At 55.2% G+C, this 18693-nt stretch carries 18 protein-coding genes; 7 read left to right on the forward strand and 11 right to left on the reverse strand.

Annotated elements, in window-relative coordinates:
- Window positions 1-37: 37 nt before the first annotated feature.
- The 3 genes from ACFX4U_RS05190 to aspS all read right to left on the reverse strand — a co-directional run bounded on the left by ACFX4U_RS05190 (window position 38) and on the right by aspS (window position 3149).
- A complete protein-coding gene (locus ACFX4U_RS05190) occupies window positions 38-778 on the reverse strand; it encodes a YebC/PmpR family DNA-binding transcriptional regulator (RefSeq protein ID WP_045511314.1) in 741 nt (246 codons plus the stop codon).
- Between the two features lie 147 nt (window positions 779-925).
- Window positions 926-1369 carry a dihydroneopterin triphosphate diphosphatase gene (gene nudB / locus ACFX4U_RS05195; protein ID WP_020454127.1) on the reverse strand — a complete coding sequence of 148 codons (444 nt, stop codon included), beginning with the start codon at window positions 1367-1369 and terminating at the stop codon, window positions 926-928.
- Between the two features lies 1 nt (window position 1370).
- A complete protein-coding gene (gene aspS, locus ACFX4U_RS05200; protein ID WP_305735720.1) occupies window positions 1371-3149 on the reverse strand; it encodes an aspartate--tRNA ligase in 1779 nt (592 codons plus the stop codon).
- Window positions 3150-3415: 266 nt separating this feature from the next.
- Between aspS and ACFX4U_RS05205 the strand changes: the two genes are divergently transcribed.
- The 5 genes from ACFX4U_RS05205 to cmoB are packed head-to-tail and all read left to right on the forward strand — an operon-like array spanning window position 3416 to window position 6993.
- On the forward strand, window positions 3416-3982 hold the full coding sequence (locus tag ACFX4U_RS05205) for a hydrolase (protein ID WP_313507691.1): 567 nt from the start codon (window positions 3416-3418) through the stop codon (window positions 3980-3982).
- Window positions 3979-4797, forward strand: coding sequence for a DUF72 domain-containing protein (locus tag ACFX4U_RS05210; RefSeq protein ID WP_380218616.1), 819 nt, complete (start codon window positions 3979-3981; stop codon window positions 4795-4797). Before ACFX4U_RS05205 ends, ACFX4U_RS05210 begins: the two co-directional genes overlap by 4 nt.
- 52 nt (window positions 4798-4849) lie before the next feature.
- Window positions 4850-5245 carry an MAPEG family protein gene (locus tag ACFX4U_RS05215; RefSeq protein WP_017456923.1) on the forward strand — a complete coding sequence of 132 codons (396 nt, stop codon included), beginning with the start codon at window positions 4850-4852 and terminating at the stop codon, window positions 5243-5245.
- 39 nt (window positions 5246-5284) lie between these two features.
- A complete protein-coding gene (gene cmoA, locus ACFX4U_RS05220) occupies window positions 5285-6025 on the forward strand; it encodes a carboxy-S-adenosyl-L-methionine synthase CmoA (RefSeq protein WP_313507693.1) in 741 nt (246 codons plus the stop codon).
- Window positions 6022-6993, forward strand: a complete 972-nt coding sequence (cmoB, locus tag ACFX4U_RS05225) for a tRNA 5-methoxyuridine(34)/uridine 5-oxyacetic acid(34) synthase CmoB (RefSeq protein WP_313507694.1) — start codon at window positions 6022-6024, stop codon at window positions 6991-6993. Before cmoA ends, cmoB begins: the two co-directional genes overlap by 4 nt.
- 82 nt (window positions 6994-7075) lie before the next feature.
- Here the strand turns inward: cmoB and cutC are convergent, their stop codons facing one another.
- Both cutC and ACFX4U_RS05235 read right to left on the reverse strand, forming a co-directional pair.
- Window positions 7076-7819, reverse strand: a complete 744-nt coding sequence (cutC, locus tag ACFX4U_RS05230; protein ID WP_313507695.1) for a copper homeostasis protein CutC — start codon at window positions 7817-7819, stop codon at window positions 7076-7078.
- Window positions 7820-7860: 41 nt separating this feature from the next.
- Window positions 7861-8421 (reverse strand): VOC family protein, encoded by a 561-nt coding sequence (locus ACFX4U_RS05235; RefSeq protein WP_313507696.1) that lies wholly within the window; start codon window positions 8419-8421, stop codon window positions 7861-7863.
- A 146-nt stretch (window positions 8422-8567) separates the two neighbouring features.
- On the opposite strand from ACFX4U_RS05235, the gene argS reads away from it, so the two are divergent.
- Window positions 8568-10301 (forward strand): arginine--tRNA ligase, encoded by a 1734-nt coding sequence (argS, locus tag ACFX4U_RS05240; RefSeq protein ID WP_313507697.1) that lies wholly within the window; start codon window positions 8568-8570, stop codon window positions 10299-10301.
- 60 nt (window positions 10302-10361) lie between these two features.
- Here argS and ACFX4U_RS05245 read toward each other — a convergent pair whose 3' ends face one another.
- The 5 genes from ACFX4U_RS05245 to flhB all read right to left on the reverse strand — a co-directional run bounded on the left by ACFX4U_RS05245 (window position 10362) and on the right by flhB (window position 17023).
- Complete coding sequence (locus tag ACFX4U_RS05245) at window positions 10362-11501, reverse strand: glycoside hydrolase family 105 protein (RefSeq protein ID WP_313507698.1); 1140 nt, start codon at window positions 11499-11501, stop codon at window positions 10362-10364.
- Window positions 11502-11511: 10 nt separating this feature from the next.
- Window positions 11512-13086: an MFS transporter gene (locus tag ACFX4U_RS05250; RefSeq protein ID WP_305735711.1), complete on the reverse strand. Its 1575-nt coding sequence runs from the start codon at window positions 13084-13086 to the stop codon at window positions 11512-11514.
- A 292-nt stretch (window positions 13087-13378) separates the two neighbouring features.
- Window positions 13379-13801 (reverse strand): flagellar protein FlhE, encoded by a 423-nt coding sequence (locus ACFX4U_RS05255; RefSeq protein ID WP_380218612.1) that lies wholly within the window; start codon window positions 13799-13801, stop codon window positions 13379-13381.
- Entirely contained in the window at window positions 13801-15879 is a 2079-nt protein-coding gene (gene flhA / locus ACFX4U_RS05260) for a flagellar biosynthesis protein FlhA (RefSeq protein ID WP_017458302.1), read from the reverse strand. The genes ACFX4U_RS05255 and flhA overlap by 1 nt, the downstream gene beginning before the upstream one ends.
- The gene (gene flhB / locus ACFX4U_RS05265; protein WP_175274196.1) at window positions 15872-17023 is read right to left on the reverse strand and encodes a flagellar biosynthesis protein FlhB; all 1152 of its coding nucleotides are present in this window, start codon (window positions 17021-17023) and stop codon (window positions 15872-15874) included. Before flhB ends, flhA begins: the two co-directional genes overlap by 8 nt.
- Before the next feature lie 286 nt (window positions 17024-17309).
- Here flhB and ACFX4U_RS05270 point away from each other — a divergent pair, with 286 nt between their 5' ends.
- Window positions 17310-17960: a CPBP family intramembrane glutamic endopeptidase gene (locus ACFX4U_RS05270; RefSeq protein ID WP_305735710.1), complete on the forward strand. Its 651-nt coding sequence runs from the start codon at window positions 17310-17312 to the stop codon at window positions 17958-17960.
- A gap of 78 nt (window positions 17961-18038) precedes the next feature.
- On the opposite strand, the gene cheZ is transcribed toward ACFX4U_RS05270, so the two are convergent.
- Window positions 18039-18683: a protein phosphatase CheZ gene (gene cheZ / locus ACFX4U_RS05275; RefSeq protein ID WP_131409522.1), complete on the reverse strand. Its 645-nt coding sequence runs from the start codon at window positions 18681-18683 to the stop codon at window positions 18039-18041.
- Window positions 18684-18693: the final 10 nt, after the last annotated feature.

Genomic DNA, 18693 nt, shown 5'->3' on the forward strand with positions numbered 1-18693 from the left:
TATGCGTCTCCGGTTACAGGCGAGTTAATCAGCGACATTAGAGTGTCGCCGCAACCTCATCAGAGATCTCACCGTTGTGGTAAACCTCCTGCACGTCGTCGCAATCTTCCAGCATATCGATCAGACGCAGCAGTTTCGGCGCGGTTTCCGCGTCCATGTCGGCTTTGGTCGACGGGATCATGGAGACTTCAGCGTTGTCCGCTTTCAGGCCCGCAGCTTCCAGTGCGTCACGTACCGCGCCCATCTCTTCCCATGCGGTATAAACGTCAATTGCGCCATCATCAAATGTCACCACGTCTTCAGCACCGGCTTCCAGCGCCGCTTCCATAATGGTGTCTTCGTCGCCAGCGTCGAAGGAGATAACCCCTTTTTTGCTGAACAGATAGGCAACAGAACCATCAGTACCGAGGTTACCACCGCATTTGCTGAAAGCATGACGCACTTCCGCCACGGTACGGTTGCGGTTGTCACTTAGACACTCCACCATCACCGCCGTGCCGCCAGGACCATAACCTTCATAAATGATGGTTTCCATGTTCGCGTCATCATCACCACCTACACCACGCGCGATAGCGCGGTTTAAGGTGTCGCGGGTCATGTTGTTAGACAGCGCTTTATCAACCGCCGCACGCAGGCGCGGGTTAGAACCGATATCGCCGCCGCCGAGGCGAGCAGCCGTTACCAGTTCACGGATGATTTTGGTAAAGATCTTACCGCGTTTAGCATCCTGTGCCGCTTTGCGGTGTTTGGTGTTGGCCCATTTACTATGACCTGCCATAAAAAACTCTCCAATAAAGCCTTTTCCCGGCGGCTTTCAACCCTCTGGCGCGCTGGCTGCTCCCGTTCGCACCCGTCGCTTACCACAGTAAGCATCTGGCGACGCCGGGAGTTGCCATCTTCCTGAGAATTGAAATTCCAGGGGAAATTAGTCGGCGTTAATAACAAATTCTTCAATCGCCTGCCGGTTGCTCCACGACTTGGTTAATGCCGCCGCTGCCGGGGCATCAAGCCAGCGGTACGCCAGATGTTCACTAAAAACAATCTGGCGTTCATGGGGCAGCGCAAGACAAAACCAGGATTCGGTATTGTGCGTAACGCCCGGCGCATAGCGATGACGTAAATGACTAAATATTTCAAACTCCACCGTGCGCTGACAGTCGACTAAGGTCAGTTGCTCGCAAGCAATATCGATGTCGACCTCTTCCTTTACTTCACGCATGGCGGCTTGCGACGCTACCTCTCCCGCTTCGAGACTGCCGGTAACCGACTGCCAGAAATCAGGATCGTCGCGTCGCTGCAACATCAGCACCCGTTTCGTGTCCTCGGCGTAAATTACCACCAGCACAGAAACAGGGTGCTTAAAGGCCATCTTATTTATTCTCCGGCGTCTCTTTTTTGACGACGGAAATACCCAGCTCAGCCAGCGATGCCGGGTTGGCGAAACTTGGCGCTTCGGTCAGCAGACAGGCCGCCGCCGTGGTTTTCGGGAACGCTATCACGTCACGGATGTTATCGGTGCCGGTCAGCAGCATGGTCAGACGATCCAGGCCAAATGCCAGGCCCGCATGCGGCGGCGTACCGTACTTCAGCGCATCCAGCAGGAAACCGAACTTCTCACGCTGTTCCTGTTCATTGATGCCCAGAATGCCGAACACTGTCTGCTGCATTTCGCCGCTATGGATACGCACCGAACCGCCGCCCACTTCATAACCGTTGATAACCATATCGTAAGCGTTAGCCACAGCGTCTTCCGGTGCCGCTTTCAGCTCAGCCGCGGTCATATCTTTCGGCGAGGTGAACGGGTGGTGCATCGCGGTCAGACCGCCTTCGCCGTCATCTTCAAACATCGGGAAGTCGATCACCCACAGCGGTGCCCATTTGGCTTCGTCGGTCAGATTCAGGTCTTTACCCAGTTTCAGACGCAGCGCGCCCAGCGCATCGGCAACCACTTTTTTATGGTCCGCTCCGAAGAAAATCATGTCGCCATCCTGCGCGCCAGTGCGCTCAAGGATCGCGCTAACGATTTCAGCGTTCAGGAATTTCGCGACCGGGCTGGTGATCCCCTCCAGTCCTTTTGCCGCTTCGTTAACCTTAATATAAGCAAGGCCTTTCGCCCCGTAGATTTCGATAAACTTGCCGTAGTCGTCAATCTGTTTACGGCTAAGTTGTGCGCCACCTGGCACACGCAGCGCAGCAACACGGCCTTTCGGGTCGTTTGCCGGGCCGGAGAAGACTTTAAACTCGACCGCTTTCAGCAAGTCGGCAACATCTACCAGCTCCATCGGGTTACGCAAATCAGGTTTATCAGAACCGTAACGGCGCTCGGCTTCGGCGAAGGTCATAATCGGGAAGTCGCCCAGATCCACACCACGAATTTCCTGCCACAGTTCGCGTACCAGCGCTTCCATTACTTCTCGCACCTGCGGCGCGGTCATAAAGGACGTTTCCACATCGATCTGGGTGAATTCCGGCTGACGGTCAGCACGCAGGTCTTCGTCACGGAAACATTTGACTATCTGATAGTAACGGTCGAAGCCGGACATCATCAGCAGCTGTTTGAACAGCTGCGGGGATTGCGGCAGCGCGTAGAATTTGCCTTTATGCACGCGCGAAGGCACGAGGTAGTCACGCGCGCCTTCCGGCGTTGCTTTGGTCAGCATCGGGGTTTCAATATCGAGGAAACCGTGGTCATCCATAAAGCGACGCACGAAGCTTGTGATCTTCGCGCGGGTTTTCAGGCGCTGGGCCATTTCCGGGCGGCGCAGATCGAGGTAGCGGTATTTCAGACGCGCTTCTTCGGTATTAACGTGGTTGGAGTCCAGCGGCAGCACGTCGGAACGGTTGATAATGTTCAGCTCGGTGGCAAACACTTCCACTTCACCGGTTGCCATATCTTTGTTGACGTTTTTGCCGTCGCGCGCACGCACGGTACCGGTAATCTGAATGCAGAACTCATTACGCAGTTCAGAGGCGAGCTGGAACGCATCCTGACGGTCCGGGTCGAAAAACACCTGCACGATGCCTTCACGATCGCGCATATCAATAAAGATAAGGCTACCGAGGTCACGACGACGATTGACCCACCCACAAAGCGTTACTTGCTGTCCCACATGGGACTGATTGAGCTGCCCGCAATATACTGTACGCATGAGATATCCCTTAATTAGCTGCGCGCGACCCGCCGCCTGCGGGGCAGGCACTCTGGTGGCAGCTATTTTCGTATGTCACAACTGGATGAAAAAAGGGGGCTATTATACTGGAAATTCTGACTGACGATAAGCCCGCGACCGACTGTACGCGCGTTTGCTGCGCGCTTATTGCGCATTCTCACAAAATTTAACAAAATTTGTAAACCGTCCGCGTCGACATAACGCGTAAGGTATCCGCCGACGTCATTCATTTTTCAGGAGTTATTATGCTGGAACTCAATGCTGAGAAAACCGCACTGGTGGTGATCGATTTACAGGAAGGTATTTTGCCTTTCGCCGGTGGCCCGCACACAGCGCAGGACGTGGTTCAACGCGCCGCAACGCTCGCGGAGAAATTTCGCGCCAACGGTTCGCCGGTTGTATTCGTGCGCGTTGGCTGGTCAGAGGGTTTCGCCGAAGCGCTGAAACAGCCGGTTGACGCTGCAACAGGCGGTCATACCCTGCCAGACAACTGGTGGGTTTACCCGCAGGCTCTGGGTAAAAAAGAGAGCGATATTGAAGTGACCAAACGCCAGTGGGGCGCCTTTTACGGCACCGATCTTGAGCTGCAACTGCGCCGCCGTGGCATCGACACCATTGTGCTGTGCGGCATTTCCACCAATATCGGCGTGGAATCCACCGCGCGCAACGCCTGGGAATTGGGTTTTTCGCTGGTGATTGCAGAAGACGCTTGCAGCGCTGGCAGCAACGAGCAACATCAGGGCAGCCTGAAGTATATCTTCCCGCGCATTAGCCGTGTTCGCAGCACGGACGAGATCCTCAGCGCATTATGATGTATGTCGGCCTGCCGCAATGGTCGCACCCCAGGTGGGTGCGCCTTGGCATTACCAGCCTCGAAGAGTACGCCCGTCACTTTAATTGCGTCGAAGGCAACACCACGCTTTATGCGCTGCCAAAAGCCGAGATCGTGGCGCGCTGGCGCGAACAAACCACCGATGATTTTCGCTTCTGCTTTAAATTTCCCGCCACCATTTCGCACCAGGCGGCGCTGCGTAACTGCCGCGATCTGACAGACGAGTTTTTTGAACGGATGTCGCCGCTCGCCAACCGGATAGGCCAGTACTGGTTACAGCTTCCGGCGACCTTTAGCCCGCGCGATCTCCCCGCGTTGTGGGCATTTCTGGACGCGCTGCCTGCAGGTTTCACCTATGGCGTTGAAGTGCGCCACCCAACATTTTTCGCTAAAGGCGAAGAGGAAAAAGCGCTCAATCAGGGCTTACATGCGCGCGCCGTGAACCGGGTGATCCTTGATAGCCGACCGGTGCATAGCGCCATACCCCACAATGAAGCGATCATCGAAGCGCAGCGCAAAAAACCGAAAGTACCGGTGCATGCGCTGATTACCGCCAGCCATCCGATGGTGCGTTTTATCGGTAGCGACAATATGGAACAAAATCGCCAGCTGTTTGCCGTATGGTTGCAAAAACTCCCGTTGTGGGAACAGACCACCACGCCGTATTTGTTTTTGCACACGCCGGATATCGCCCAGGCACCAGAACTGGTGGAAACCCTGTGGCAGGGTTTACAGGCCGCTGTCCCGAGCGTAGGCGACGCCCCTTCTATTCCGCTGCAATCTTCTCTTTTCTGAACGAACCACCTATCATTGTAAAGCGGTCACCAGAGCCTTAAAGGGAGTTAGTATGGTTAGCGCGCTTTACGCCGTGCTGGGTGCATTGTTACTCATAAAATTTTCTTTTGACGTTATTCGCCTGCGCACGCAATACCGTGTTAGCTACGGCGACGGCGGGTTTAGCGAGCTGCAAAGTGCGATACGCATTCACGGTAATGCGGTCGAGTACATTCCCGTCGCCCTTATTTTGCTGCTTTTTATGGAGATGGACGGTGCACAAACGTGGTTAGTGCACGTTTGCGGGCTGCTGCTGATCGCCGGTCGCCTGATGCATTATTACGGCTTTCACCATCGCCTGATCCGCTGGCGTCGTTCCGGTATGGGTGCAACCTTTTGCTCCCTGCTGCTGATGGTGCTGGCAAATCTGTGGTACATGCCCTGGGAGTTGGTTTTCTCCCTGCATTAGCGCACAATACGCCCCTTTGTTTTCCCGGATATTTACACTATGTCTCACCGCGACACGCTTTTTTCTGCGCCTATCGCCAGCCTGGGCGACTGGACTTTTGACGAACGGGTAGCCGAAGTCTTCCCGGACATGATCCAGCGTTCCGTACCGGGTTACTCCAATATTATCTCGATGATCGGCATGCTGGCGGAGCGCTTTGTCCAGCCTGCCACGCAAGTCTACGATCTCGGCTGCTCACTGGGCGCGGCAACGCTCTCGGTGCGTCGCAACATTCACCACGCTGATTGCAAAATTATCGCCGTCGACAACTCGCCTGCCATGGTGGAACGCTGCCGTCGTCATATCGATGCCTATAAAGCGCCAACGCCCGTTGAAGTGATTGAAGGCGATATTCGTGATATTCACATTGAAAACGCCTCGATGGTGGTGCTCAACTTCACCTTGCAATTTCTGGAGCCGGACGACCGCCTGAAACTGCTGCAGAAAGTTTACCAGGGGCTGAACCCTGGCGGCGCGTTAGTGTTATCGGAAAAATTCAGTTTTGAAGACCATACCGTCGGCGAACTGCTGTTCAATATGCACCACGACTTTAAACGTGCTAATGGCTACAGCGAACTGGAGATCAGCCAGAAACGCAGCATGCTGGAAAACGTTATGCTGACGGATTCTGTTGAAGCGCATAAAACCCGCCTGCGAGCTGCCGGATTTGAGCACAGCGAACTGTGGTTTCAGTGCTTTAACTTTGGTTCGCTGGTGGCTCTGAAGGCGGTTGAAGCATGATTGAGTTTGGCCGTTTTTATCAGCAAATCGCCACCGGCACACTCGCGCACTGGCTGGAAACGTTACCCGCACAAATCTCCGCCTGGCAGCGTGAAGCACTGCATGGGCAGTTTAAGCAGTGGAACAACGCGGTGGAGTTTCTGCCGACCATCACGCCTGCAAATCTGGATCTGCTGCACAGCGTCAGCGCGCAAAGCGCCGAACCGCTCAGCGCTGGTCAACTCAAAGGTATGGAAACGCTGCTGCGTAATCTGATGCCGTGGCGCAAAGGGCCGTTTTCTCTGTATGGCATTGATATCGATACCGAGTGGCGTTCCGACTGGAAATGGGAGCGCGTCCTGCCGCACCTTTCCGATCTGAAAGGCCGCACCATTCTGGATGTCGGCTGCGGCAGCGGTTACCACCTGTGGCGCATGGTCGGCGCGGGTGCGCAGCTTGCCGTTGGTATCGATCCAACGCAGTTGTTCTTATGCCAGTTTGAAGCCGTGCGTAAGCTGTTGGGCGACGATCGTCGCGCACATCTCTTGCCGCTTGGCATTGAGCAACTTCCGGCGCTGAACGCTTTCGATACCGTGTTTTCCATGGGCGTGCTCTACCACCGCCGTTCACCGCTTGAACATCTTTGGCAGTTGAAAGATCAGCTGGTGAAAGACGGCGAGCTGGTACTGGAAACACTAGTGGTTAAAGGCGATGAAAATACCGTGCTGGTGCCCGGTGACCGCTACGCGCAAATGCGTAACGTCTACTTTATCCCTTCTGCGCTGGCGCTGAAAAACTGGCTGGAGAAGTGCGGTTTTGTCGATGTACGCATTGTGGATACCAGCGTTACCAGCACCGAAGAGCAACGTCGCACGCCATGGATGGTCACAGAATCACTGGCCGATTTTCTGAACCCGGCGGATAGCAGCAAAACCGTTGAAGGCTACCCGGCTCCGGTTCGCGCAGTGTTGATTGCCCGCAAACCGTAAGATAAAAAAAGGCCCCTGTTAATGGCAGGGGCCTGGTACAAGCAAGCATCATATTGGGCGACATGATGCGCGGTAAAAACTGTTACGGGCGATGGTGCAAAATCATCTCTTTCATCACTGCCACCGCATCGCCATCCACACCGTAGCGGGCATATTCATCCGCACTGGCATCTGACGACATCGATAATCCTGGATTGCGATAGCGCATCGGCGACGCTGTCCAGCGGCCTGCCGAGCTATGCACCTCTTTGATACCTGCATGGAGAAAGGTTTCAAGGTTATCCGGACGCACGCCTGCGCCGGCCATAATGATTGGAACACCAGACCGGGCATTTAGTTCCGTGATTAATGAAAGTCCTTTTGCTGCCGACGGCTGCTGACCGGATGTGAGAATACGTGCGATGCCTAATTCCGCTAAATTATCAACTACCTGGAGTGGGTTGGCGCACATATCGAACGCGCGATGAAAAGTTACCGCCATCCCTTGCGCAGCCTGCATAATTTCCTGCATACGCACAATATCCACATCCCCCTCTTCCGTCAGCACACCGGTGACCAGCCCGGGGAAACCCAACTCACGGAGCATCTCAATATCGCTCAACATGGTGGCAAACTCATCGGCCCGGTAGCAAAAATCCCCACCGCGCGGGCGCACGATCGGGTGTACGGGAATGGTCACCGTCTGACGAATCGCTTTTAGCGCACCAAAGGAAGGGGTTAACCCCCCCTCTTTCGGCGCGGCGCAAAATTCAATGCGATCGGCGCCATGTTGCTCAGCGAGCACCGCGTCATCGACGCCATAACAACAGATTTCCAGTAAGGTCATTTCATCTCCCTCTCTTCAGCATGGCTCGCTTTCCGCTCGCTTCACTGCTCGCTCGCGACAATCTCTTCAATCGTCCACGGATGAAACTTCACGGTGACTTTGCCATCCGTCACCGCCAGCGTTGGATTGGGCAGCCGTTCACGCTCGCCTTTTGGTGAACTGGTTTTCACCGAGATCCCCGGCTGGCTTAAGCCTTCATCAGCCAGCAGCGCCAGCGCACGCGCGTTGAGCGTGGCGATATCGCCCGGCAGCACGATTTCAACATGCTCCCACCCTTCGTGCGGATAGCGCTTTTCACCCGGCCACGGCAACTCAATCACCGTAAACTGCCAGTGGGCGACGCATACCGGTTCACGCAGTTTGAACAGGCAAATCGGCCGACCATTAATGATGTTTTCCGACAGCAGTTCGCCGCATTGCTCAAGGCCACGCCGCCAACGCTCCGCCGTGGTGTTCTGGTGACAGCGCAACGAGATGTGATCCGCATTTAAGGGTGCGATATCCAGCCCCAGACGGGTAGTTAAATTTTGCAAATCTTGGGTAAACCGTGGCAAATCTTCCACGATATCCTGCAACTCTTCGATGGTTTGCCAGGTACGCATAACAGTGCTCGCAAGTCATAACAAAGCGCATAATCTACCGTGTTATGCAGTGCTGACGCCACCGGGCATTTGCAGTATACTCCCGCCTTTATTAAACACCCGGACGCCGCCTCAGCGACGCGGTGTCCTAAAAGTAAGGTATCCCGGTGAATATTCAGGCTCTTCTCTCAGAAAAAGTCAGTCAGGCCATGATTGCAGCAGGCGCGCCAGCCGATTGTGAAGCGCAGGTTCGTCAGTCAGCAAAAATTCAGTTTGGCGACTATCAGGCTAACGGCGTGATGGCAGTGGCGAAAAAACTGGGCATGGCGCCGCGACAACTGGCCGAGCAGGTTCTGTCTCACCTTTCTCTCGACGGGATTGCCAATAAAGTTGAAATCGCCGGTCCTGGCTTTATCAATATTTTCCTCGCGCCTGAATTTCTCGCCTCGCAGGTAGATGCGGCGCTGAAATCCGATCGTCTGGGCGTAACAACACCGCAGCCGCAAACCGTGGTTATCGACTACTCCGCGCCGAACGTGGCGAAAGAGATGCACGTCGGCCACCTGCGCTCAACCATCATTGGCGATGCGTCGGTTCGTACGCTGGAGTTCCTCGGTCATAACGTAATTCGCGCCAACCACGTCGGCGACTGGGGCACCCAGTTCGGTATGTTGATTGCCTACCTTGAGCTGCAGCAGCAAGAGAATGCCGGTGAAATGGCGCTGGCCGATCTTGAAGGTTTTTACCGCGAAGCCAAAAAACATTATGACGAAGACGCGGCGTTTGCTGAACGCGCACGCGCTTACGTGGTGAAGCTGCAAGGCGGCGACGAATATTGCCGTGAAATGTGGCGCAAGCTGGTCGATATCACCATGAGTCAGAACCAGAAAACCTACGAACGCCTTAACGTGACGCTGACCCGCAAAGATGTAATGGGCGAAAGCCTGTATAACCCGATGTTACCGGGCATCGTTGCCGATCTGAAAGCCAAAGGTCTGGCGGTCGAGAGCGAAGGCGCGACCGTGGTGTTCCTGGATGAGTACAAAAACAAAGAAGGCGAACCGATGGGCGTCATCATCCAGAAAAAGGATGGTGGCTACCTGTACACCACAACGGACATCGCCTGTGCGAAATACCGTTATGAAACGCTGCATGCCGATCGCGTGCTCTACTACATCGACTCCCGTCAGCATCAGCACCTGATGCAGGCCTGGACCATCGTGCGCAAAGCCGGTTATGTGCCGGATTCCGTGCCGCTGGAACATCACATGTTCGGCATGATGCTTGGCAAAGATGGCAAGCCGTTCAAAACCCGCGCGGGCGGAACAGTGAAGCTTTCCGATCTGCTGGATGAAGCGCTGGAGCGCGCGCGTCGTCTGGTGGCAGAAAAGAACCCGGCTATGTCTGCCGACGAGCTGGAAAAACTGGCCAACGCGGTCGGTATCGGCGCGGTGAAATATGCAGATCTATCGAAAAACCGCACCACCGATTACGTTTTTGACTGGGACAACATGCTGGCCTTTGAAGGCAACACCGCCCCGTACATGCAGTACGCTTACACCCGCGTGCTCTCCGTATTCCGCAAAGCGGGTATTGAAGAGAGCGTGCTGGAAAACGCACCGGTGGTGATTGGCGAAGAGCGTGAATCCCAGCTGGCCGCGCGCCTGTTGCAGTTCGAAGAGACGCTCACCGTCGTTGCACGTGAAGGTACGCCGCATGTGATGTGCGCCTATCTGTACGATCTGGCGGGTCTGTTCTCCGGCTTCTACGAGCACTGCCCGATCCTTAGCGCCGAAAGCGATGAAACCCGCTTAAGCCGACTGAAGCTGGCACTGCTTACGGCAAAAACGCTGAAACTCGGTCTGGATACGCTGGGTATTGAAACCGTTGAGCGTATGTAATCGCCTCCGTTTTTAGCCATAAAAAACCCCGGTAAGCCGGGGTTTTTCTTTTTGCGCCTCTCAGAAATATTTGCGCAGATACTCCGTCAAACAGAGCATCGCCATCGCCTGGCCGTAGGGCATGGAGGTCAGCGGGATCTGGCGGTAAAACTCCAGATTATTGCCCATCCCGGTACCAAACGACACCTGCAACAACTCCCCTTCCGGCGAGATATGGCCCACAATCGCTTTCACCGCTTTCTCTGCCACGTCCGTGTAATCGGCGCTGATATAACGCTTACGCAGCGCTTTCAGAATGCCATAAGCAAACCCGGCGGTTGCCGACGCTTCCAGATAAGAATCTGCATCGTCGAGCAGCGTATGCCATAACCCGCTTTCATGCTGACACTTCGCCAGCGCGGCGATTTGCGCATTCAACACCTGGACCAGATAACGGCGCACCGCATTGTTTTCAGGCAGATCGACAAGCTCAAGGAAATCCGGGATAACAATGGTCAGCCAGCTATTACCGCGCGCCCAGCGGGCGTTGGCAAAGTTGTGGTGACCATCATAACTCCAGCCGTGGAACCACAGCCCGGTTTCCCGGTCCATCAGGTTCTGCACATGCAGCAGGAACTGATACACCGCCTCTTCCACATAGTCTGGTCGGTTGAGCAATTTGCCGATTTTCGCCAGCGGCAGCACGGTCATCATCAGCGTGTCGTCCCACATCTGCTGGTGATTCTCCTCCGCCAGCGTAATGTGCTGCATCCCGCCGCAGTCGGTGCGCGGCATCTCATTCATCGCCCATTCAGCCCAGCTTTCCAGCCATGGCAAATAGCACGGATTGCCGGTCTCTTCATAGCGATACGCCAGCGTCAGGAACGGTGCCATGGTATTGACGTTTTTAGTGGTTGCGCCTTCTGCAAAACGGTCGGCGAACCAGTTATCAATCACCTCGCGCACGCCCTCTTCGCCGGTCTGGCGGTAATACTGATACATCCCGTACAGACCTACGCCGTGCGTCCACTCCCAGCCAGCCCAGCCTTTGGTATCAATCACGCGCCCATCGTCGAGACGGAGTAAGAACTCGCCGGTGTTGTCGTGAATATTGACCAGGTTATGCGTCACCTTGCGGATCAACGCTTTCAGTTCATCACGGGCGATAAAACGCTCTGGCTGACGCAGTAACGGGCTGTGTTTGACAGGCCAAACCTTCATATTCTTAACCTCAATTGTAAGTCGATTTCAGTGACGCGTCTTTCAGCGATGGCGCGGCAGGTTTATTGCGATTCAGATAGCCGATATTGTTGTTTCCCCACAGGGATTCATAAGGCATGCCCGCCAGCATTTCGACGGTTTCACGCGCCTGCGGAGTGATGCTTTCTGGCATCGCGCGGCCGCTCTGGCGCATTTTGGCGGTTTCTTCACGCAGCACGCTGTGGGTTTTCAGGTTCAGTTTGAAGCGTAAGGAGACGAGGAAGCCGCAGCACAGCACCGCAATGGTGCCAAAGCACATGATCATCAAAATGGTGTGGCTCACTTCTGGCACCTGCGTTTTCTGCCCGGAGACAAAACCAGAAGCCTGCATCACGATCCCTACCAGCATCACCGCACCGGCCTGTGAGGCTTTACGAGTCAGCGTCATGATCCCGGCGAAGATCCCTTCGCGGCGCTGACCAGTGACCACTTCATCAATATCCGCGATGTAGGTATAGGTGTTCCACGGTACGTAGTTGATACCACCGCGTCCCAGACCGGCAACGGCGGAAACCAGTAACAGCAGCGAATAAACATCGCTCAAACCGGCGTAGTGGAGCACGGCATACGAGGCTGCGCTCAGACCGAACAGCACCACCACCATGCGATATGACGGCGCAGGTCCGAAGCGGATGCACAGCGGGATCATCGCAATCACCGCGATGAACTGGAAAATTGCCATCGTGCCCAGCAAGTTGGAGGCCAGCGACGCTTCCTGCATCAGCACAAACACCACGTAATAGGTGAACACCGCGTTAAACACGTCCTGCGCGATATAGCCGCCGAGGTACATCCCCAGATGCTGGCGGAAAATCTTGATCCGCAGCGTGGAGCTGAGTTCAACAAACAGGCGACGCAAACTTTGCCCAAGCGTGAGGCTCTTTTTCTCTTCTTCCGCACGCAGCGCCGCTTCGGTCCACTCTTCGCGTGGACGCTCCCAGGTAAAGCACCAGACAAACGTCAGCATCAGCGCACAGAGCACCGAGAACACCAGGCTTGCGTAGAAAAAGGAGACCGGGTTGTCTTTACCAAAGTGTGACAGCAGAACGCCCGGCAGAAACGAGGCCAGTATCGCCGACATCTGCGCCATGGAGATACGCGCGCCGGAAAATTTGGTTTTCTGTTTAAAGTCGTCAGTCATTTCTGGTACCAACGTTTCGTACGGCACCAGAATCATGGTGTAGACCACATCAAACAGCAGATACGTCAGCAGGTAATACCAGAAACTCATGTCCCCTACCCACATTATCGAGTAGCTGAACACACAAGGAATTCCCAGCATAATAAAGAACTTACGCCGACCGAAGCGTTTACCAAGCCAGGTCGAACCGAAGTTATCGGTTAAAAAGCCCATCAGCGGGCTGACCACCGCATCCAGCACCCTTGCTGTCGCGAAAATAAAAGTCGCTTCAATAGGCGTCAGGCCGCAAAAGGTCGTATAGAAATAGAGTAACCATGCTGCGGTTAACGCGGTTGTGCCCGCACCCAGAAAATCGCCCGAGCCATAGGCGAGATAATTAGCCAATCCAATTTTTCGTGTTTTCATTGCCGTCAACCCTGTTCATTTTGGGGGACCTTTGACGATCCGGCTTAGCCAAAGGAATTTCTTACACGGCTAAAGTAAGAGGATGTGCAACGGGAAACCTTTCTGTTTCTGCCATCAAAATTACGCGGCTGGCAAAAATGCAAAGAGTGTCGATACGCGCTTCACTGATTTATAAAACAGCGTTTCTTTTGCATCAAAAGGAGCGGTCAAAAATGCGGGGCGGATAGCAAAATCCCGCCATTACGGCGGGATTTTCGGGCGAAAAACGAGCTAACTGATTGAAGCGAAGCGGTTAGTTTTGCCGGGCTGGCTGGCGGTAATTAACCAGCACTTTGTTACTACGGACGTCCAGCGGCGGCCATAAACGTCCACCCCCGGGCACTTCCCAGACAAAACGCAGCGATTCGAGTGCCGGGACATCGGTAAAGCCGCGCGTGGTGCCACTTTGCCCATCCAGCTCGACACAGCGCGCCTGAGAACAGAGACGAACCAATAATCCGGCAGGCGTCGGGCCATTTAATTCATAGCGCCAGGAGACATCCGTCATCAGCCCATTTACCGGCTGCGACGGGCCCAGCGGTCGCGAAGAAGAGACCACGCCACGGTTGTCCAGCCGGATACCGATACTGCTGGCCTGCCACATGCCTTCGCCAATGCCGTTTCCGGCCGCGTGAGCAAACAACGGCAGAGCCACCAACCACGCCAGCAAACGCATTATTTGCCTCCGATGGTCGCAGTCATACGGATACTGCGGTTATCCGACATTTCCATATTCGACAGCACCACCAGTTGCGGCAAACTGCGGCGCAGGAAGCGCGCCAGCAACGGACGCAGCGCGTGGTTAACCAGCAACACCGGCGGCGCACCTAACATCTCCTGGCGCGTCAACGCTTCCTGTGTTTGTTCCAGTAAGCGATCGGCAAGACCCGGTTCCAGACCGCCACCGCCCTGCAATGCCTGCAACAGCAAACGCTCAAGTGGCGTATCAAGACCAATCACCTGCACTTCATCATTACCCGGGAACCACTGCTGTGTAATGGCGCGGCCCAACGCGACGCGCACCACCGCCGTGAGTTCGTGCGGATCGGTTTGCAGCGGCGCATGCTCGGCCAGCGTTTCCAGAATGGTGCGCATATCGCGGATTGGCACTTTTTCGGCCAACAAGTTTTGCAACACTTTGTGCAGCGTAGTCAGCGTGACCACGCCCGGCACCAGATCTTCGGTCAGCTTCGGCATCTCCTGGCTCACCCGGTCAAGCAGTTGCTGCGCTTCCTGGCGACCAAACAGCTCCGCCGAGAATTGACCAATCAGGTGGTTAAGATGGGTTGCCACCACGGTACTGGCTTCCACAACGGTGTAGCCCTGGATCTGCGCTTGTTCTTTCAACGCGCTCTCAATCCAGATAGCGGCCAGGCCAAAAGCCGGGTCCACGGTTTGCTCGCCCGGCAGCGTACCCGCCGCCGTGCCTGGGTTAATCGCCAGCCAGCGCCCTGGGTAAGCCTCGCCGCTGCCAATTTCAACCCCTTTCATCAGGATGCGGTAACGCGCCGGCGGCAGATCCATATTGTCGCGGATGTGGACAACAGGCGGCAGGAAGCCCATATCCTGCGCAAATTTCTTACGAATACTGCGGATACGGCCTAACAGCTCGCCATCCTGCTGGAAGTCCACCATCGGGATCAGGCGATAACCCACTTCCATACCGAGGGAATCTTCCAGCTGCACATCGTTCCAGGTGGCTTCTACCGCCTGGGTATTTTCCGGCAGCTTCATCGGCGCGGCTTCAGCAGGCGCGGCCTGATCTTTACCACGCAACCACCAGGCAAGACCCAGCAGCGCTGCGGTAAACAGCAGGAACACAAAGTTAGGCATCCCCGGCACCAGCCCCAGCAGGCCGAGGACGCCGGCGCTGAGCATCATCACGCGCGGGTTGCTGAACAACTGGCCAACCATCTGCTGACCAACATCCTGATCGGTGCTGACGCGGGTGACGATAACACCCGCCGCGGTAGAGATAACCAGCGCCGGGATCTGCGCAACCAGACCGTCACCGATGGTCAGCAGGGTGTAACTTGATGCCGCATCGCCCATCGACAGGCCATGTTGCAGTACGCCCACCAGCAAGCCGCCGATGACGTTGATGACCATGATCAGAATACCGGCGATGGCGTCGCCGCGAACAAACTTACTCGCACCGTCCATCGAACCGTAGAAGTCAGCTTCTTGCGTCACTTCAGAACGGCGGCGTTTCGCTTCGTCTTCACCGATGATCCCGGCGTTGAGATCGGCGTCAATCGCCATCTGTTTACCGGGCATCCCATCGAGTACGAAACGCGCGCCCACTTCGGCGATACGTCCCGCACCTTTGGTGATAACCATAAAGTTGATGATAACGAGGATGACGAACACCACGATACCGATGGCGAAGTTACCGCCAACAAGGAAGTGACCGAAGGCTTCAACGACTCGCCCTGCCGCCGCCGATCCCGTATGCCCTTCCATCAGGATAATACGCGTGGAGGCCACGTTTAGCGCCAGGCGCAGCAAGGTGGTAAACAGCAGGATGGTCGGAAATGCGGCGAATTCCAGCGTGCGCTGGGTGAACATCGCCACCAACAGCACCATGATGGAAAGTGCGATGTTAAAGGTAAACAACAGGTCGAGGACAAACGCCGGTAGCGGCAGCACCATCATCGACAAAATAAGCAAAATGAGCACCGGCCCGGCGAGAACTTGCCATTGGGTCGATTTCAGATTGCTGGGTAGACGCAGCATTGCTACCAGATTAGCCATCAGTGTCCTTCTCGTTCAAAAAGTCCAGCGCCTCAGGCACCGGGAGATTCTCAGGTTTAACAGGTCGTTGCCCGCCGGACAGACGCCAGCGTTTCAACTGCCATACCCACGCCAGCACTTCGGCAACGGCCGCATACAGCTGGCCCGGGATTTGCTGACCAATTTCAGAATGGCGATAGAGCGCACGCGCCAGCGGCGGCGCTTCGAGGATCGGCACACGGTTCTCCGTCCCCAGTTCACGAATCCGCAGCGCAATCATTCCCGCGCCTTTTGCCACCACTTTCGGCGCACTCATCTTATTCTCGTCATATTGCAGTGCGACGGAGTAGTGCGTCGGGTTGGTCACAATCACATCCGCTTTTGGCACATCGGCCATCATGCGACGGCGCGCCGCTGCACGCTGCATCTGGCGGATGCGGCCTTTAATGTGCGGGTCGCCTTCGCTCTGTTTAAATTCGTCACGGATGTCCTGGCGGGACATACGCAGTTTTTTCAGATGGCTGTAGATCTGCCAGAAAACGTCAAAACCCACCATCGGGATAATGCTCAGCGCCACCAGCATGGCGCACAGCCCGGCAAGATTAAGGGCACTCGCCATTGCGGTCAGCGGCGATTCGCTCATCAGGCGCATCATATCCGGCCAGTGATGCCATAAAAAAAAGCCCGCGACGCTGCCCATTAGCAGCGCTTTCATCAATGCTTTAACCAGCTCCGCACCCACTTGCGCGGAAAACAAACGCCCCAACCCGCTGAGCGGGTTGAGTTTGGAAAATTTAAACTCCAGCGATTTGGTGCTGAACACCAGTCCGCCTAGCATCACCGGCGCGATAAGCGCGATGATCACCACGCCCGTCAGCAGCGGCAACATGCCGATCAGCACGTTTTTTAACATCACGATGATCTGCCCGAGGATCAGGTTCTGGTCACTGATAATCTTGTGGTCAAAACGCAGCCCGGATGAGAGCGCCATCGATAACCTGCGACCAAACGCTTCACCGCCAAACCACAGAATGCCGATACCGACCAACATGATCAGTAGCGATGTCAGTTCTTTGGATCGGGGGACTTGCCCTTCTTCGCGCGCTTTCTCTAGTCGGTGCGCTGTGGGGGCTTCTGTTTTGTCGTCGTTGTCTTCAGAGGCCACGGCCAACACATCCACGGGTTACAGGTTTGATGACATATTGCCAGAGTCAAGCCTGTCCAATGGGCAGAGTAAGGCATAAAAACAGAGGGTTTTCGCCATTTGAGTTGTCGCGTCATGCCCAACCCCGCATGCCGAAACGCAGACCAAACGGCAACGTTATAGAGAAAATTCTGCCTAAAGCCCATTTTTTATCGATAAATCCTGATTATTAACCGCAGAACAGAAATGCCAGCGCGCTCCTTTATAATGGTCGGCTTCGCGTATTTATCGGCACGGACGTTTTTTTATGCCACGACATCTGGACAGAATCTCGCACACGGCAATTTGCATCGCGGCGTTTGTTATCTATTACAGCCTCTTTTATTTAGCCTTTTTCATTCCCGGTTTTATGACGCTTTATCGAAATGGTCTTGCCGCGCCGTTTCTCGGCACCGCGCTGTTATTGCCTTGCTCGTTGTTACTCTGGCGCTATTACGCGCGCCATTTTGACGGGCTGTTACCCTTTGGCACACTGGCGCTGCGCAACGTAACGGTGCCGCTACTGGCGCTGGTGGTGATGCTGGTGATGGAGAAACTGTTTCAGCAGCCTGAACCCTGGCTTGATTCGCTGCGCGATTACACCGGGTTGACCCGCTGGGCGTGGATTTTAACGGCGTGCCTGGTAGCACCCGTGAGTGAAGAGATTATCTTTCGTGGCTTTTTACTCAATGCCAGCCTGGGATGGGGGAAAGTGCCGCAGCAAGCGGGGATTGTGCTGACCTCATTGCTGTTCTCCGTCATCCATATGCAGTATCACGCGCCCATTACCTTTATTCAGCTCTTTATTTTTTCTGCGGTGTTGTGTGTGGTCAGGCTCGGCACGGGCGGTTTGATTGTCCCGATTGTGCTGCATGCGCTGGCAAACGCCTTCTCAATTGGGGATATTTTCCTGCAATAAAAAAGGGAAGGTTTCCCCTTCCCTTTTCATTGTCAGACATGCACCTTCAGGCGGGCTGAAGGTGCATGTACAGACAGATCAGAAGCCCAGGCTGTCGAGCAGATCGTCTACCTGATCCTGGCTTGCCACCACGCCCGCTTTGGTCGCGTCGAGTTGTGGGCCATTGAGCAGGCTTTCATTTTCACGCTTCGGACGCGCGGACTGATCCGGGATATTCTCCAGCAGTACCATCAGCAGCTGACGTTCGATCTCCTGGATAACATCCATCATGCGTTTGATAACCTGACCGGTGAGGTCCTGGAAATCCTGCGCCATCATAATGTCCAGCAGCTGGGCGTTGGTGAAGCTGGTATGCCCCGGAATTTCGCCAAGGAATTTGCGCGTATCGGTCACCAGTTCACGCGCATCCGCCAGTTCGATCGGGTTTTCAAACCACTCGTCCCAACGTTTGCTCAGCGCTTTCGAACCTTTTTCCATCTCATCCTGGTGCGGCTGAGAGGCTTCAACGCTGTTAAGCGCGCGTTCTGCCGCTTGCGCGGTCATCTGTACAACATAATCCAGACGGTCACGCGCATCCGGAATCGCTTCCGCAGCTTCGGCAATCGCCTGGTCAAGACCTAATTCGCGCAGGCTATCACGCAACATACGCGTCAGGCTGCCAATCCGGGCAATGATGTCGCTGGGTGAATGTTCGTCCGCTGGTTTAATTGAAGGTTGAATCATTAGCCAGTCC

This window comes from Kosakonia sp. YIM B13588 (assembly GCF_042788165.1).
Lineage (GTDB): Bacteria > Pseudomonadota > Gammaproteobacteria > Enterobacterales > Enterobacteriaceae > Kosakonia > Kosakonia sacchari.

Excerpts from the sequence above, each read along its gene's own strand:
- nudB (WP_020454127.1), bottom strand. The coding sequence starts at position 1,369 with ATGGCCTTTAAGCACCCTGTTTCTGTGCTGGTGGTAATTTACGCCGAG.
- ACFX4U_RS05245 (WP_313507698.1), bottom strand. The coding sequence starts at position 11,501 with ATGAAGGTTTGGCCTGTCAAACACAGCCCGTTACTGCGTCAGCCAGAG.
- ACFX4U_RS05205 (WP_313507691.1), top strand. The coding sequence starts at position 3,416 with ATGCTGGAACTCAATGCTGAGAAAACCGCACTGGTGGTGATCGATTTA.
- ACFX4U_RS05235 (WP_313507696.1), bottom strand. The coding sequence starts at position 8,421 with ATGCGTACCTGGCAAACCATCGAAGAGTTGCAGGATATCGTGGAAGAT.
- ACFX4U_RS05210 (WP_380218616.1), top strand. The coding sequence starts at position 3,979 with ATGATGTATGTCGGCCTGCCGCAATGGTCGCACCCCAGGTGGGTGCGC.
- ACFX4U_RS05270 (WP_305735710.1), top strand. The coding sequence starts at position 17,310 with ATGCCACGACATCTGGACAGAATCTCGCACACGGCAATTTGCATCGCG.
- cmoB (WP_313507694.1), top strand. The coding sequence starts at position 6,022 with ATGATTGAGTTTGGCCGTTTTTATCAGCAAATCGCCACCGGCACACTC.
- cheZ (WP_131409522.1), bottom strand. The coding sequence starts at position 18,683 with ATGATTCAACCTTCAATTAAACCAGCGGACGAACATTCACCCAGCGAC.
- flhA (WP_017458302.1), bottom strand. The coding sequence starts at position 15,879 with ATGGCTAATCTGGTAGCAATGCTGCGTCTACCCAGCAATCTGAAATCG.
- ACFX4U_RS05190 (WP_045511314.1), bottom strand. The coding sequence starts at position 778 with ATGGCAGGTCATAGTAAATGGGCCAACACCAAACACCGCAAAGCGGCA.
- aspS (WP_305735720.1), bottom strand. The coding sequence starts at position 3,149 with ATGCGTACAGTATATTGCGGGCAGCTCAATCAGTCCCATGTGGGACAG.
- ACFX4U_RS05250 (WP_305735711.1), bottom strand. The coding sequence starts at position 13,086 with ATGAAAACACGAAAAATTGGATTGGCTAATTATCTCGCCTATGGCTCG.
- cutC (WP_313507695.1), bottom strand. The coding sequence starts at position 7,819 with ATGACCTTACTGGAAATCTGTTGTTATGGCGTCGATGACGCGGTGCTC.
- cmoA (WP_313507693.1), top strand. The coding sequence starts at position 5,285 with ATGTCTCACCGCGACACGCTTTTTTCTGCGCCTATCGCCAGCCTGGGC.
- ACFX4U_RS05255 (WP_380218612.1), bottom strand. The coding sequence starts at position 13,801 with ATGCGTTTGCTGGCGTGGTTGGTGGCTCTGCCGTTGTTTGCTCACGCG.
- ACFX4U_RS05215 (WP_017456923.1), top strand. The coding sequence starts at position 4,850 with ATGGTTAGCGCGCTTTACGCCGTGCTGGGTGCATTGTTACTCATAAAA.